Origin of the sequence: Dyella monticola, assembly GCF_003363155.1 — a bacterium.
Classification (GTDB): Bacteria; Pseudomonadota; Gammaproteobacteria; order Xanthomonadales; family Rhodanobacteraceae; genus Dyella_B; species Dyella_B monticola.
This window is the reverse complement of the sequence record NZ_QRBE01000003.1, coordinates 20,069-35,035: the sequence shown is the minus strand read 5'-3', so window position 1 is coordinate 35,035 and position 14,967 is coordinate 20,069. Positions and strand designations below refer to the sequence as shown.

The 14,967-nt window shown below is 59.8% G+C and carries 11 protein-coding genes; 8 read left to right on the top strand and 3 right to left on the bottom strand.

Translation table 11 applies throughout. The annotated features are described in order from the left end of the window. Positions 1 to 105 precede the first annotated feature (105 nt). The 3 genes from DWU98_RS06335 to DWU98_RS06325 all read left to right on the top strand — a co-directional run bounded on the left by DWU98_RS06335 (position 106) and on the right by DWU98_RS06325 (position 2,608). Complete coding sequence (locus DWU98_RS06335; RefSeq protein WP_115494670.1) at positions 106 to 1,005, top strand: HEAT repeat domain-containing protein; 900 nt, start codon at positions 106 to 108, stop codon at positions 1,003 to 1,005. 14 nt (positions 1,006 to 1,019) lie between these two features. Next, the gene (locus DWU98_RS06330) at positions 1,020 to 1,919 is read left to right on the top strand and encodes a HEAT repeat domain-containing protein (RefSeq protein WP_115494669.1); all 900 of its coding nucleotides are present in this window, start codon (positions 1,020 to 1,022) and stop codon (positions 1,917 to 1,919) included. A gap of 164 nt (positions 1,920 to 2,083) precedes the next feature. Next, positions 2,084 to 2,608 carry a CcdC protein domain-containing protein gene (locus tag DWU98_RS06325; RefSeq protein WP_115494668.1) on the top strand — a complete coding sequence of 175 codons (525 nt, stop codon included), beginning with the start codon at positions 2,084 to 2,086 and terminating at the stop codon, positions 2,606 to 2,608. A gap of 574 nt (positions 2,609 to 3,182) precedes the next feature. Here DWU98_RS06325 and DWU98_RS06320 read toward each other — a convergent pair. The 3 genes from DWU98_RS06320 to DWU98_RS06310 form a co-directional block, all read right to left on the bottom strand. Continuing rightward, on the bottom strand, positions 3,183 to 3,917 hold the full coding sequence (locus DWU98_RS06320) for a TSCPD domain-containing protein (protein WP_115494667.1): 735 nt from the start codon (positions 3,915 to 3,917) through the stop codon (positions 3,183 to 3,185). Positions 3,918 to 4,097: 180 nt separating this feature from the next. Next, positions 4,098 to 4,583 (bottom strand): histidine biosynthesis protein HisIE, encoded by a 486-nt coding sequence (locus DWU98_RS06315; protein WP_115494666.1) that lies wholly within the window; start codon positions 4,581 to 4,583, stop codon positions 4,098 to 4,100. 104 nt (positions 4,584 to 4,687) lie between these two features. Next, positions 4,688 to 6,835, bottom strand: coding sequence for an adenosylcobalamin-dependent ribonucleoside-diphosphate reductase (locus DWU98_RS06310; protein ID WP_115494665.1), 2,148 nt, complete (start codon positions 6,833 to 6,835; stop codon positions 4,688 to 4,690). Positions 6,836 to 7,286: 451 nt separating this feature from the next. Between DWU98_RS06310 and DWU98_RS06305 the strand changes: the two genes are divergently transcribed. From DWU98_RS06305 to DWU98_RS06285, 5 genes are all read left to right on the top strand, one after another. Further along, positions 7,287 to 8,660 (top strand): DegQ family serine endoprotease, encoded by a 1,374-nt coding sequence (locus tag DWU98_RS06305; protein ID WP_115494664.1) that lies wholly within the window; start codon positions 7,287 to 7,289, stop codon positions 8,658 to 8,660. A 462-nt stretch (positions 8,661 to 9,122) separates the two neighbouring features. Continuing rightward, positions 9,123 to 10,508 (top strand): LysM peptidoglycan-binding domain-containing protein, encoded by a 1,386-nt coding sequence (locus DWU98_RS06300; RefSeq protein ID WP_115494663.1) that lies wholly within the window; start codon positions 9,123 to 9,125, stop codon positions 10,506 to 10,508. Between the two features lie 14 nt (positions 10,509 to 10,522). Beyond that, positions 10,523 to 11,239: an HAD family hydrolase gene (locus DWU98_RS06295; protein WP_115494662.1), complete on the top strand. Its 717-nt coding sequence runs from the start codon at positions 10,523 to 10,525 to the stop codon at positions 11,237 to 11,239. 380 nt (positions 11,240 to 11,619) lie between these two features. Then, positions 11,620 to 12,996, top strand: coding sequence for a leucyl aminopeptidase family protein (locus DWU98_RS06290; protein ID WP_115494661.1), 1,377 nt, complete (start codon positions 11,620 to 11,622; stop codon positions 12,994 to 12,996). An 83-nt stretch (positions 12,997 to 13,079) separates the two neighbouring features. Further along, positions 13,080 to 14,867 (top strand): M1 family metallopeptidase, encoded by a 1,788-nt coding sequence (locus DWU98_RS06285; RefSeq protein ID WP_230474729.1) that lies wholly within the window; start codon positions 13,080 to 13,082, stop codon positions 14,865 to 14,867. The last annotated feature ends 100 nt before the right edge of the window (positions 14,868 to 14,967 follow it).

Below are 14,967 nucleotides of genomic sequence, written 5' to 3'. Positions count from 1 at the left end.
CTCCCTGCCACATAGCATTGCTATGTATGTACAGCGATATTCATGTGTGAGATTTTTCTTCATATCGAATCAAGTCACATGCGCTTTTAGGTATCTTCGATTCCGATGAATATTCTTCGCGTACAGCCGAATAAGGGAGAAATGGCCTTGATCATCATTGACGAATTTGTGCGTAGTCACCCAATCGTTTCCGAAATTGAGGCGCGCGCCGATAGTGAAATTCCCTTCAATTTTGCTTCCGAAAGGGTTTTTTTGACTAAGATCGCGGAAAGCGGCCTTGCGCAGTACGCCGTACGGCAAGCACTTATCCACGCCAGCAAAAGCGATGACTTCCAACTCAGCAACTTCTCCATGACCGGAAGTATTCAGCTTTGGACATTACTCGTAACGAACTTGTTCGCGATGAATATCGTAATACGCGATCCATCGACGGACGCACAAAATATCGGTAATGGATCCAGGCCTTCGTTTCGAATACAGCCCTATGCATCGGATGTATTCATCCATACGATCAAGGCCGATGGCGCGTTATTGCATCAATATCGAACCGGAGAGGCAGGTGCCCCCCCCTCACTGGTGAAGAGTGGGCAGCAGAAGTTGGCCAACGGGGTCTCCATGCTCATCCCTGCGATGACGCAAGCCGTATCATTCGAAACAGAAGACGTGCTCATCACGCTTGAAATCATCGGCCCAACCAAACAGACAGTCTTGCCGATGTTCGATTCCGATAGCCTTCGGCTATCCGGATATATCAGTACCGATCCCACTGCATCGCGCCTCGAGCTTCTTACCTATACCCTCGCCGAGTTCAGGGATGTTGAATCGTTCGAACAGATCGCCGCGCTTACCGATCACCGGGAGCACTATGTTCGTTGGAATGCGGCACGGCATCTTCTCAGGATCGACCCGAGCCGCGCGCGTCATTACGTGGAAAAGGCGCTTGGCGACACGCACGAGGAAGTCAGAGATGCCGCCCAAACAACCATGAAGTTGTTTTTTTCCTGATCGGAGCCCTTATCATGCCTATTTTTTTAGATACGCCAGAATCGGCCTCCCTCGAGCTTGACGACGTACTCGATCAGCTCAAGTCGCAACCATCACTGGATCGAGATGAAATCCTTTCGAGGGCGGGGCTTCTCGCCGGGCTGTCCAACAATCGTCGCTTCCTCATTGAGTTGATCAATAGCGAACTCAAGGATGCTTACAAGGTGCAGGCCGAAAATCGATACTCCTCGCAGGTCTTCTTCCTTGGTGCTGGCAAAGATTTCTTCATGCGCGCCAATTTCTGGCCATCGCAGCGGGACGCCGCGGTCCGGTCAAGCGGGCCCGACGCCTTTTTTTACGGCTATCCACACGACCATAACTTTGACTTTCTCACGGTCGGTTATTACGGGCCAGGCTACGGCAGCAACTTCTACGAGTACGACCATAATTCCGTGGCGGGATATGTCGGCGAACCCGTTGACCTGCGTTATGTTTGCACCGCAACGCTTCCGCAGCACAGCATGATGTTCTACCGCAAGTGCATCGACATTCACGAACAGCTTTATCCCGAGACATTCTCCATATCCTTGAATATTGTTTCCAACAACGCTCGCGAGACAAGAGGTGTCAATCAGTTCTTGTTTGACACCAAAGAGTCGCGAATCCGAAGTCTAATAAATCGGAATTCTTTGCCGATAATTTGCCAAGCAGCCGCATATATGGGTGATGGAGAGACCATCGACGTGATGGCGACGATTGCGCGCAAGCATATTGATGCAAGAGCGCGCTACGAGGCTTATCGAGCATGTGCGATGCTTGATCCCGCCGGTGCGGACCAAGTTTGGGCGCGCGCCGCCTCGGACAGCAGCCGTTTCGTAAGCGAGCAGGCCGAAATGGCCATTCGAGGCATGCAAGAGGGTGTCGAAATTAAATGAGCGCCTACAGCATCGCTATATATATGGATCGGTGCGGCTGCAGACCGGTCCAAGTGGAACGTTGATCGCCAAAGATGACGTGTTCTGCTTATTGTATTGGCGCTAAGCCGCCCTGATTGCCTCAACTTTTTCCGATCCTCGTACACAACGTAAGGTGATGGTTCATGCAAAGTTACTACTTATATATCCTCGCCGTCCCACTGATAGCCCTCATGATCTACTGGCGGGCCAGGCGATCTGTGGGGCGACAACCAGTCAAGCCGAATGCTCTACGCACTCGGCTTATCTTTTCGTTTGTCGTATGCGCGCTGCTGATTGTGAGTGGGTTTCATCGAGCTCCTCTCATCGAGGGACTCTTTGCCGGAATTGTCGTCGGCAGCGTTGTCGGGTTGCTTGGTTTGCATCTGGCTCGCATGCATCCGGATGACCAGTTTCTGCACTACTCTCCCAATGCTTGGATAGGTGGCAGCCTTATCGCTCTACTCATTGGTCGCATTGCATATAAATTTTTTGAATGGCATTCAGCAATGGCCGCTTCGAATGCAAATGCCGACGCAATCGCTTCAATGGGACGCACCCCTTTAACGCAGTCGTTGCTGGGTTTGCTTCTTGGCTACTATTTGATATTCAACGCCGGCCTTCTGATTCGTTGGCGTCAATATAGGCAGAATCTTAGTAAAGGTTCTTGAAGCTCGAGGCAAGTTGCTTTTTGATGTCTTTGACAGTAACCGAAGTCCGTATCCAGCAAAAAATATACGTTCCTGTCGAGCCTTGGGGTCGCGCTTCGCGATGCGCTTCGCAGGCCGGCAAGGAAACGTCGATTGAGCAAGCGCCAGCCAGTGCAGCAGGCTGCGATAACAAATCTACACCTCAAGGCATATTCATCCTTCGTGGGCGTGAGTTTGGTACGGGCAGTTCCATTTAAGTCATTTCGAACCGGCGACGTCCCCCCGCCTTGAGTAGCGGGATGCTTTGGAGCCCGTTGTCACTTTTCAACGACAATTCGAACCCCTCCTCGTTGAGTGCCCTTCATTTTTTACAGCGCTGGTGCTGCCATCGCAGCGGCATACCCTCTAGAGGCGTATTTGGCAAATGTGCCACATAAAAAAATAGGGACTCTGAGGAGTCCCTATCACTCGAAAACAAAATTGAATTTAGAAGTAGCGACTTATGGCCCCCACTAGCGACCTATGGGTTCCCTACTAGCGTTTTATGGGCATTCCCACATTTTCATTTAATCCAAGTGCTGCTTGCGAACCAAGATCATCCGCACTTGCTGTAGCCACAGTTAAGGCACGTCTGACACCCATCCATCAGCACCAGCGCCTTGGTGTTGCATTTCGCACACAAGGTGGCTCCAGGCGGAAAACCAGCGGAGTCGTTGGTGTCCGCATCAGTGGGGCTCAGCTCCGTTTTTTTTTGAGTGACCTGCTCGTAGGCAGCGCGCTTTTCGGCGATGAGGGCGCGCTGCGCATCGCTCATTTCGGGGTCGTGGATGAGGCCGATGTTTTTCATATGTTGTTCGATCACCGCGCCGATTTCGGCAACGATGCTGGGCATGTAGACGCCGCCGGCTTTGAAGTAGCCGCCGCGGGGGTCGAACACGGCTTTGAGTTCTTCGACGATGAAGGTGACGTCGCCGCCTTTACGGAACACGGCTGAAAGAATGCGGGTGAGCGCGACGATCCACTGGAAGTGGTCCATGTTCTTCGAGTTGATGAAGATCTCGAAGGGGCGGCGCTGCTCGTAGGGGGTGCCGGCGTTGAGCACGATGTCGTTGATGGTGACGTAGAGGGCGTGCTCGAACAGCGGGGATTTGATCTTGAAGGTGGAGCCGATAAGCGCTTCAGGGCGCTCCAGGCTCTCATGCATCTGGATGACTTCGGCCATCGGCGCCTCTTTGGGCTCAACGACGGCGGGTTGTGCGGCGGCAGCGGCTTTGTCTTCGGGTTTGACGACCTCGTAGCCTTTGATCTTCTTTTCGATCTTGATCGTCATGGTGATGCTTCCTGAGGTGGGGTGGCGCTATGGGTTAAGAGGTGAGTGGTTTCGTTAGCGGCTTTTTCAAGCGCTGCGGCGAGGTTGGCCCTTCACCCCAGCCCGCTCCCGGAAGAGACAGGGCGAGAATTCAAAAAAAGAAATCCGGCCCGACTCGCGCCGGGCCGGATTGGATGTTGCTTACTTCTTGCGGGCGGCCTTCTTGGCGGTTTTCTTGCTCGCCTTACGACCGGCCTTCTTGCTGGCAGTGGACCTCTTTACCGCCTTTTTGGCGGTTTTCTTGCTAGCGGCCTTGCGGGCCGTCTTCTTGCCTGCGGCCTTGCGGGCCGTCTTTTTGCTGCTGACCTTCTTTGCAGCTTTCCTCGCGGCGCCTTTCTTGGCGGCCTTCTTGCTGGCTTTCTTCGCTGTCTTCTTTACGGCTTTCTTGGCGGCTTTCTTTACTGCTTTCTTAGCGGCCTTCTTGCCGGCCTTCTTCGCAGCGCCCTTCTTTACCGCTTTCTTCGCTGCACCTTTCTTTGCAGGGGCGGCTTTCTTGGCGGAGGCTTTTTTGGCGGCTTTTTTACGGCGTGCCTTCTTCGGCGCGGCCGGAGCGGGCGCTTCGGCTACGGGCGCGGCCGGTGTGAGCAGATCGTCATGATGTACTTCAAACTCGGTATCGATAGACATGCGGGTATTCCCCTCCGGACGTTTGTTATGGAACCTTCAGCAGACTTGCTTACGGCGTGTGTGCGGAACGTAGCGCGATTTCGCGTTGCGTGCCAGCACTAACACTAAAACTTTCCGTAATAGCCTTCCTTCAAAGCATCGAACAAATTGGCGGCGGAGTGAATTTCTCCGTCGTATTCCACTTCTTCGTTGCCTTTCAGTTCCACAACGCTACCGTCTTCCAATTCGAAGCGGTAGAGGGTGTTCTCCAGGTCGGCTTCTTTCACCAGCACGCCCTGGAATGCAGCGGGGTTGAAGCGGAACGTGGTGCAGCCCTTTAGGCCCTGTTTATAGGCGTAGAAGTAGATGTCTTTGAAATCTTCGTAAGGATAGTCGGTGGGTACGTTGGCGGTCTTGGAGATGGAGGAATCCACCCAACGCTGCGCGGCGGCCTGGATATCCACGTGCTCCTTGGGGTTGATGTCGTCGGCCGAAACGAAATACTCCGGCAGCTTGGTCTTGGCATCGTCGCTGAACGGCAGGGCGTCGGCGTTGATGAGCGCGCGATAAGCGAGCAGCTCGAAGCTGTAGACCTCCACCTTTTCTTTCGTTTTGCGACCTTCGCGGATCACGTTGCGCGAGTAGTGATGGGCAAAGCTGGGCTCGATGCCGTTGCTGGCGTTGTTGGCCAGCGACAGGGAGATGGTGCCCGTAGGCGCGATGGAGGTGTGATGCGTAAAGCGCGCACCCGTTTCGGCCAATTCCTTAACGAGATTGGGCGCCACTTCGGCGACGCGCTGCATGTAGCGGCTGTATTTGGCATGCAGCACGCGACCGGCGATGAGATCGCCCACCTTGTAGCCGTCGGCGACCATTTCCGGGCGCTTGCGCAGCATGTCGCCGGTGACGGTGTAGTTCTTGGCGAGCACCGGCGCGGGGCCTTTTTCCTTCGCCAGGTCCAGCGCAACTTCCCAGCCGGCGACGGCCATTTCGCGCGATACGTCTTCGGTAAAGGCCACGGCGTCGGCGTTGCCGTAGCTCATCTTCAACATGGTGAGCGTGCTGCCCAGGCCTAAGAAGCCCATGCCGTGGCGGCGCTTGGAAAGGATCTCGTTGCGCTGCTGTTCCAGCGGCAGGCCGTTGATCTCCACCACGTTGTCGAGCATGCGGGTGAAGATTTTCACGACTTCGCGATATTCGTCCCAGTCAAAACGCGCCTTCGGGCCGAACGGATCGCGCACGAAGGTGGTGAGGTTGACCGAGCCGAGCAGGCACGAACCGTACGGCGGCAGTGGTTGCTCGCCGCACGGGTTGGTGGCGCGGATGTGCTCGCACCACCAGTTGTTGTTCATCTCGTTCACCTTGTCGATGAGGATGAACCCGGGCTCGGCGTAGTCATACGTCGAGACCATGATCATGTCCCACAGGTGACGCGCGCGGATGTGGCCGTAGATCTTGCAGGCCACCAGGCCGTCCTCGCGCGTGACGTAGTTTTCGGTGGTGGGCCATTCGCGCCACACGACCTTGGTGACATCGCCCAGGTCGATGTCGCCCTGCTCTTTCACGTGCACGGGGAAGACCAGCGGCCAATCCTGATCGTGCTCCACGGCTTGCATGAAGCCGTCGGTGATCAGCAGCGAAAGGTTGAACTGGCGCAGGCGCCCGTTTTCGCGCTTGGCGCGGATGAATTCTTTTACGTCCGGATGGCTGACATCGAACGTGCCCATCTGTGCACCGCGGCGACCGCCGGCGGAGGAGACGGTGAAGCACATCTTGTCGTAGATATCCATGAACGACAGTGGGCCGCTGGTATAAGCGCCAGCGCCCGACACATAGGCGCCGCGCGGACGCAGCGTAGAAAATTCATAGCCGATGCCGCAGCCGGCTTTCAGTGTGAGGCCGGCCTCGTGCACCTTCTCCAGGATGTTGTCCATCGAGTCACGGATGGTGCCGGAGACGGTGCAGTTGATGGTGGAGGTGGCCGGCTTGTGTTCCAGCGCGCCGGCATTGGAGGTGATGCGGCCGGCGGGAATCGCACCGCGGCGCAGCGCCCACAGGAAGCGCTCGTTCCAGTGCTCGCGCAGTTCCGGCGTGGTTTCCACGTCCGACAGCGCGCGCGCGACGCGCTTCCAGGTTTCATCGATGCTGGCATCCACCGGTGCACCGGTCTTGGAGCGCAGGCGGTATTTCTTGTCCCAGATGTCCAGTGACGCTGGTTGCAGCGGAATGGCTGCGGCATCGCGACTGGTGTTTGTTGCACGCAAGGTGCTCATCGGCTTCCTGACCTCCCGGCGTGGCCTCACGGCCTCGTTGGTTCTTATAGGTGTAATGGCGTCATCGATCGGGAAACGACCCGGTCGCGCCTGATTCGCGCCCCGCGGCGTGGATCAGGTTCGGTGTTTGCGAACAGCGGCAGCCCCTCCTGACGTTATTCAACCGGCCCCAGCACTTGTGTGACACGCTGATACCGAAACACAAGATGTTGTGGTTGCGATAGAGCGAACGTTACCCCTGCAACCGGTCGATGTAAAGGGCTGACTGCAGCATGGCGAGTGGTGGGCTGAAGACGTTCCTCTGACATGCCTATTCGGTAGCGAGATGCACACTGACAATGGCGTTCGTATACGGCCCGCCGCGGATCAAGCACGCATGCCACACGTTCGGGAACCGCGTGTGCGGTGTGCGAGTCGAAGTAGCGTTTTTTTCATCCAGTCGAGGATCTTCATGCGCCATCGTCTTCTGCTCAGTTTTGCCGCGCTCGTTGCTGCCGCTTCGATCGCGGTATGGCCACTGCGTGCACAGGCCGGGATGCCACCGGAGGTGAACGGTCAGCCACTGCCCTCCCTGGCGCCGATGCTGGAAAAGGTGACGCCGGCGGTGGTGAACATTTCCACCAAGACCCGCGTGCGGGTGAGCAGCCCGTTCTTCGACGATCCGGTGTTCCGGCAGTTCTTCGGCCTGCAAGGCGTGCCACGCGAGAAGGTGGAACAAAGCCTGGGCTCGGGCGTGATCGTGGATGCGCAGAAGGGCTACATCCTCACCAACAATCATGTGGTGGGCGGCGCCGATGACATCACTGTGACCTTGCAGGATGGACGCAACGTGAAAGGCACGCTGGTGGGCAGCGATCCGGCCACCGACGTAGCGGTCGTGAAGATCCATGCCGATCACCTGCAGGCTCTGCCGATTGCCGATTCCTCCACGCTGCGTGTGGGCGATTTCGTGGTGGCGGTGGGCGAGCCGTTCGGCTTGGGTCAGACGGTGACGTCGGGCATCGTCTCGGCGCTGGGTCGTTCGGGATTGGGTGGGTCGAGCTTCCAGAATTTCATCCAGACCGATGCGTCGATCAACCCGGGCAACTCCGGTGGTCCGCTGGTGAATCTGCGTGGCGAACTGGTGGGCATCAACACGATGATTCTGTCCCCCTCGGGCGGCAACGTGGGCATCGGCTTTGCCATTCCCAGCAACATCGCCACCGAGGTGATGAACCAGCTCATCGCGCACGGCAAGGTGAGCCGTGGAAGCCTGGGTGCGCAGGCGCAGGACATCACGCCGGACATCGCCCGCATGCTCAACCTCAAGAGCAATGAGGGTGCGGTGGTGACGCGCGTGATGCCAGGCTCCGCGGCCGATCGCGCCGGGTTGAGCGTGGGCGACGTGATCACCGCGGTGAATGGCAAGCCGCTGCAGGATGCCGGCCAGCTCACCAACGCGGTGGGATTGCTGCCGGTCAATAGCACGGTGAACCTGACCGTGATGCACAACGGCGCAGTGCGCAAGGTGACCGCGCAGCTCACGCCACAGAAGCTCAGCACAGTGGACGGCGCCAAGCTCGATCCTCGTCTCGCCGGCGTAACGTTCACCGATCTCACCGATGAGCAGGCAAGCCAGGGTTTAAGCGGCGTATCGATAGCCTCGGTCAATCCCAATAGCCGTGGTGCGCAGGCGGGACTCTCGGCCGGTGATGTGATCGTGGGCGTGGGCAATCGACGCATTACCAGCCTGCGCGACCTGCAGGGTTTGGCCGGTGCGCAACCGCGCCAGCTCGTGCTGCTGGTGGCCACCGAAGGAGGCATCAATTACGTGGTGGTGCAGTAGGGCTGTTTTCCTCCCCTGCGTGCGGGGGAGGGTTGGTTTTGCATGCGCTTGCCGCACGCAACACGTTCGCCGCGAGAGTGGGGACTTCACCCCACCCCAACCCTCCCCTGCTGCACGTAGGGGAGGGAGCGGCATCGCGTGTCGATGAACGCATCACGTGCTACTTTCCCTTGCACAGATCTGCTCCCTCCCCCTACGCACAGGGGAGGGGAGCGGCATCGGTGGTCGGCGCGAGTCACTTCATTCGCAATGATGACTCCGAGCAAAACGGAAAACGCGCCCGATTCCTTCCACCTCCAATCAAATGTTCCACGCAACTGCATGAACACACTCGATGTTCATGGACGCAATTGCTTGATGTTTTGCCTCCAGACCGCTGAAATACTCGTACCTGTCACTGCGTTCCGGCGCCGATGACGGCACACTCGCATTGTTTATCCCTTTTCCAGGTCGCACCCTTCTATGCCAGCACGCATCACCCGTCTGCTTTCCGCCGCCATGATCGGCGCCGGTCTCTCCACTGTCGTGCTGGCTGCAGCCACCCAGTCGCTCATCTGGCGCGGCGACGTCGTGAGCGCCAATGTCACCAAGGGCGTGGTGAAAGCGTGGCAGTCATCCGGCCATGGCAATGTGGAGATTCAATCGTTCAACACGGCCTCCGGCCTGGATGCGGTCGCCAGTGGCGCGGCCGATCTGGCCGGCAGTGCACGCCCCAGCTCTGGCAGCGCAACCGATAGCGGCCTGACTTTTACGCCGGTGGCGTGGGATGGCCTGGTATTGATCACCAGCCCGTCCAATCCGGTCAGCAGCCTCACGCTGCAACAGGTGCACGACATTTATTTCGAAAAGATCACCAACTGGAACCAGGTCGGCGGCAACGATGCGCCGATCGACGTGTTCGCCGTGGCGAGCCCCGGCGATGGCGTGGAATTCAGCCTGCGCAAGTTGCTGTACGGTCGCGGCAGCCAGCCGGTGTACTCGCCGCGCTTGTATGTGAACACCACGCAGCTGGAGCAATCCGTCGCGCTCGATCCGCGTGGCTTTGGGGTCACCACGCTGTCGAGCGTGGCCGGCAATTCGAAGATCAAGATGCTGCGCATCGATGGCGTTGCGCCCAGCGTGGCGACGGTCAGCAGCGGTTCGTATCCGTTGTTCGTTCCGCTATATCTGGTCACCAATCCGAACAGCCCCAATGCCGCCGCCGCGAAGGAATTCGTCGATTTCACGCTGAGCGCGAAGGGTGAAGGCGCACTGCGCTCGCATAGCCTGGTGCCCTATAACGCCGGCAGCACGCTGATTGCGATGGATGCCTCGCGTCGCAGCCACATCCTGGCCGAAGTGGGCGCGCACGCCAGCGCCGAACCCACGCAGATCGCATCGGCGCCCGCAGCGCATCCCATTGCCCCGGCGGCCGTGGCGGCCGCTTCGCGCGCGGCGGTGGCGTCCACGCCGTCACTGAGCAAGGTCAGCGGCGGTGTGATCGAAGCGGCGCCCAGCAGTCTCAAAGCGGTGCGCGGCGATGCCTTCACTGAGATCAACGCGGCGCCGCAGAGTGCTTTCGCCAAGGTCAGGGGCGACGCCTTCGTGAGCTACGGCAAGGTCCCTGTCAGCAAGGCCACGGCGGCGAGAAATGCATCCAAGGCACCTGCGGAGAAAATTCACAAGGCAGACGCCAAGAAAGTCGCCAGCATCGACAAGCCGGCTCGCACCTACCGCGTGGGTGCCGGCGAAACCTTGTATTCCATTGCGCGCAAGCATGGCGTGGACGTCGCACAGGTCCGCGCCTGGAATCACCTGAAAGACAACACGGTGCGCGTCGGCCAGGTGCTGCGCATCCAATCACGCTGATCGCTGTCAAACGCTTGCAGATTCTCGCCATCACCTTCGATCTGGACGACACCCTGTGGCCGGTGATGCCGGCGCTGGAACGGGCCGATCGCGATCTGGATAGTTACCTGCACCAGCACTTCCCGCATGTGGCGCGAACATGGCCCATTCCTGCGTTACGCCAGCTGCGCGCACAGGTAGCTGCTGAACGCATTGACCTGGCGCACGACTTCACGGCACAGCGCTACATCACCATGCAACGCGCCTTCGACGCGTGCGGCATTGCCGAGGCGCCGTTGGATGCGCTATGGAACGTCTTCGCCGCCGCGCGCAACAGCGTGGAGCTCTATCCCGACGCGCTGCCCGCGCTGGAACGCCTGCGTGCGATGTGGCCGGTGGCCAGCCTTACCAACGGCAACGCCGATCTGGAGCGCATCGGGCTGCACCTGCACTTTGCCCATCACATTTGCGCACGCGATGTCGGTGTGGCCAAACCGGATGCACGCATCTTTCTCGCCGCGGCGGAACGATTAGGCATTCCGCCAGAGAACATCCTGCACGTGGGCGATGACCCTGAGTTGGATGTGGTGGGTGCGCGCGATGCGGGATTACGCACGGCGTGGATCAATCGCGCGGGACATCCGTGGCCGGCCACGCTGGGGGCAGCGCCGGATCTGGACTTGCGCGATCTCGCGGCATTGGTGGAGTGGTTCGAGGTCTCCAGCCTCTCTTCCTTCCAGCAAGCGAGGTAAGCATTTGCTCGCTCCCCCTGCGTGCCGGGGTCGCATGCACACGTTCACCGCGAGGGTGAGGGCTTCACCCCCACCCCAGCACTCCCCCACTGCACGTGGGGGAGGGAGTGGCATCGCGTGTGGATGAACGACGCGCGACCTCACCTTGCATAGGCCCGCTCCCTCCCCTGCATGCAGGGGAGGGTCGGGGTGGGGTTGCATGCGCTTGCCGCAGGCACACATTCACCGCGAGAGTGAGGGCTTCACCCAACCCCGCCCCTCCCCTACTGCACGCTGGGGAGGGAACCGCATCGCGCGCGTTTTGAACCTCTCTGTAAAAACGCGCATCATTTCCGGCCTGTCATCCCACTCGCGCATGGCCGCCATGCGTAAGGAATCGCATGCCCGCCTTGATCGCAACTCCTTCCGGCCGCCGCTCAGCCACACCGATCGAAGCCACCGACGCCACTCATCTGACTGCTACGCGCAAACGGCTAAGTGCCGCACAGCGCAGCTGGCTGGATGAAACCCAGTTCGACGCTCAGCCTGGCAGCGTACGCCTGATACCTGATGCGAACGGCAAACTGGCACGCGTGATCGTGGGTGTGGATGCGGCAGATCCGCTCGCGGCGCTGGCCGCGTTGCCCTTTATGCTGCCGCCGGGCGAATACGCGCTGGCCTCCGATGGCGTGACGTTGCATGCGCAACTGGCCGCGCTCGGCTGGGCGCTGGGTGCGTATCAATTCACCCGCTATCGCACGCCCAAGCGCGAACCGGCCGCGCTTGCAGTGCGCGCGGACACGCTTGCCGCACTCACGCCGCTGATCGAGGCGACGTATCTGGTTCGCGATCTGGTCAATACGCCGACCGAAGACATGGGCCCCAAGCAGCTTGCCGACGAGGTGAAGCAGCTCGGCAAAACGCACAAAGCCAAGGTGCGAGAGTGGGTGGGCGAGGACTTGCTGGAAGACAACTTCCCCACCATCCACGCCGTCGGCCGCGCCAGCCATCGCGCGCCACGCCTGGTTGAATTGAACTGGGGCAAGGCGAGCGATCCCAAAGTGGTCGTGGTGGGCAAAGGCGTGTGCTTCGACACCGGCGGCCTGGATCTGAAGCCTTCCGACGGCATGCGCTGGATGAAGAAGGATATGGGGGGGGCTGCGCATGCGATCGCCCTGGCCGGTCTGGTGATGGATGCGAAGCTGCCACTGCGGTTGACGCTGCTGGTTCCTGCCGTGGAAAACGCGGTGGGCGGCAATGCGATGCGGCCGGGCGAAGTGGTGATCACGCGCGCAGGTCACAGCGTGGAGATCGACAACACCGACGCCGAAGGCCGCTTGATCCTGTGCGACGCGCTCGCCTACGCGGCCGAGCAGAAGCCGGAGCTGATCATCGATTTCGCCACGCTCACCGGTGCCGCGCGCGTGGCGCTGGGGCCCGACCTGCCGGCACTGTTCGCCAACAACGACGCGTTGGCGGACGCGGTCCTCGATTGCGGCAGGACCGTTGCCGATCCGCTGTGGCGATTGCCGCTGTGGCGTCCGTATCGCAAGCTGCTGGAGTCTTATCTGGCCGATTTCGCCAATGCGGGCCCTTCGCGCCATGCCGGCGCGATCACCGCGGCGCTCTACATGGAGCGCTTCATCCCCGAAGGCATGCCATGGCTGCATCTGGATACCTACGCGTGGAACGATGGTGATCGCCCCGGGCGCCCGCGTGGTGGCGAGGCGATGGGCCTTCGTGCGCTGTTCGCGCTGCTGTGCAAGCGTTACGGCTGAGCCGCGCTTGCAGGGGCTCCAGGCCGCCTTACCCATGACTTTTGGCTTTGTCGCCGGGTCGCGCGACGCCGCATGATGCTGGGATGTCCACCCTCGGCACCCTTGCTATGCGCCCCTTGCGTCCCGCCCTGCTCGCTCTCAGTCTCACCCTCGGCTTTACCGGCTATGTCCACGCGCAAAACAGCCAGCCCGCGCAACCTCCGCTTACGACGCTGACGGAGAACTCCGGTGGCGTCATGCCGGTCGAGCAGAAACGCGTGCATTTCGATCATGCCGAGCTGCATATCGCCGTCGATCCGGCCAAGCAGAGCATCGACGCCACCGCCACACTCACCTTCACCGCACACGAGCCGACCAACGTGCTGGTGCTCGATCTGGATCGCAATCTACCGATCAGCGCCATCGAGGTCGACGGCAAGCCGGTAGCGACATCCACATGGAGCAATCCGGAGGGACGCCTGCGCATCCAATTGCCGAAGGCGTTGAACGCCGGCCAGCAGGTCTCGACCACGATCCACTATGGCGGTCGCCCGCACGTGGCAAAGCACGCACCGTGGGATGGTGGTTTCGTGTGGAGCCATACGAAAGACGGCCAGCCCTGGGTCGGCAGCGCCGTGGAAGGCGAAGGCTGCGACCTGTTCTGGCCATGCATCGACAATCCGCAAGGCAAGCCCGATCTGGTGGATCTGTATGTGACCGTGCCCAAGCCGCTGGCGGCGCCGGGTAACGGTGTACTGGTGGGCATCAGCGACGAAGGCAAGACGCGCACCTATCACTGGCGCGCGAAGCATCCTACGACATATGCCATTTCCATCAACGTGGGCCCGTACAAGGAACTCACCGGCGAATACCACAGCCGCTACGGCAACGTAATTCCGCTGCAGTATTGGTATCTGCCTGGCGAAGACGAACAGGCACACAAGCTGTTCGCCGAGTTTTCGCGCATGCTGGCCTTCAACGAGGCGATGATCGGCCCCTACCCGTTCGGCGATGAAAAGATGGGCGTGGTGGAAACACCGTATCTGGGCATGGAGCACCAGACCATCAACGCCTATGGCAACCACTACGCGAAAGACGGCACCGGTTTCGACTGGCTGCTGCAGCACGAGTTCGCGCACGAGTGGTTCGGCAACCAGATGACCAATGCCGACTGGGACGACATGTGGCTGCACGAGGGTTTCGCCACCTACATGCAGCCGTTGTATAGCTGGTCGATCAATGGCGACCTGGGCTATTACGCGTGGCTGGACAAAATCCGCCTGACCTTGCGCGATCGCTTCCCCATCGTTTCGGGTAGCAGCAAGACCGAGGAGCAGGTCTACGATGACGACCACGGCCCGGGCCTGGATATCTACAACAAGAGCGCATTGATGCTGCACTCGTTGCGTGGCCTGATCGGCGATCACGCGTTCTTCGAGTCGCTGCGCATGCTGGTGTACGGAAGGCCTGATCCCAAGCCCGGCAACTTTGCGCCGCATTACGCCAGCTCACACGATTACATCGACATCGTGAACAAGGTCACCGGACGCGACCTGAGCTGGTTCTTCAATGTGTATCTCTACCAGGCCGCCCTCCCCGCGCTGGACGAGCAACGCCAGGGCGACACACTTACCTTGCATTGGCGCACGCCAAAGAACCTGCCGTTCCCGATGCCGGTGGAAGTGCAAGTGGACGATGCGTTGCATGTGCTGCCGATGGCCGATGGCAGCGGTACGCTCAAGGTACCGGCGGATGCCGTGGTGGTCATCGATCCGCATTCCAAGCTGCTGCGGGATATGCCGCAGATAACGGAGTTTCAGGCTTGGATGAAGGCGCAGAAGGAAGAGAAAGAAAAGGAACAGAAAGCGAAGGGTAAGGCGAAGTCCAACTAACCCGTCGACACGTGCCTCCTCTCCTGCTTGCAGGGGAGGGCCGGGGTGGGGTTGCACGCGCTTGTCGCAGGCACACGTTCACCGCGAGAGTGGGGACCTC

What these genes read in the sequence shown, in the direction of transcription:
- DWU98_RS06335 (WP_115494670.1), top strand. Translation starts at nt 106, where the DNA reads ATGAATATTCTTCGCGTACAGCCGAATAAGGGAGAAATGGCCTTGATC.
- DWU98_RS06330 (WP_115494669.1), top strand. Translation starts at nt 1,020, where the DNA reads ATGCCTATTTTTTTAGATACGCCAGAATCGGCCTCCCTCGAGCTTGAC.
- DWU98_RS06325 (WP_115494668.1), top strand. Translation starts at nt 2,084, where the DNA reads ATGCAAAGTTACTACTTATATATCCTCGCCGTCCCACTGATAGCCCTC.
- DWU98_RS06320 (WP_115494667.1), bottom strand. Translation starts at nt 3,917, where the DNA reads ATGACGATCAAGATCGAAAAGAAGATCAAAGGCTACGAGGTCGTCAAA.
- DWU98_RS06315 (WP_115494666.1), bottom strand. Translation starts at nt 4,583, where the DNA reads ATGTCTATCGATACCGAGTTTGAAGTACATCATGACGATCTGCTCACA.
- DWU98_RS06310 (WP_115494665.1), bottom strand. Translation starts at nt 6,835, where the DNA reads ATGAGCACCTTGCGTGCAACAAACACCAGTCGCGATGCCGCAGCCATT.
- DWU98_RS06305 (WP_115494664.1), top strand. Translation starts at nt 7,287, where the DNA reads ATGCGCCATCGTCTTCTGCTCAGTTTTGCCGCGCTCGTTGCTGCCGCT.
- DWU98_RS06300 (WP_115494663.1), top strand. Translation starts at nt 9,123, where the DNA reads ATGCCAGCACGCATCACCCGTCTGCTTTCCGCCGCCATGATCGGCGCC.
- DWU98_RS06290 (WP_115494661.1), top strand. Translation starts at nt 11,620, where the DNA reads ATGCCCGCCTTGATCGCAACTCCTTCCGGCCGCCGCTCAGCCACACCG.
- DWU98_RS06285 (WP_230474729.1), top strand. Translation starts at nt 13,080, where the DNA reads ATGTCCACCCTCGGCACCCTTGCTATGCGCCCCTTGCGTCCCGCCCTG.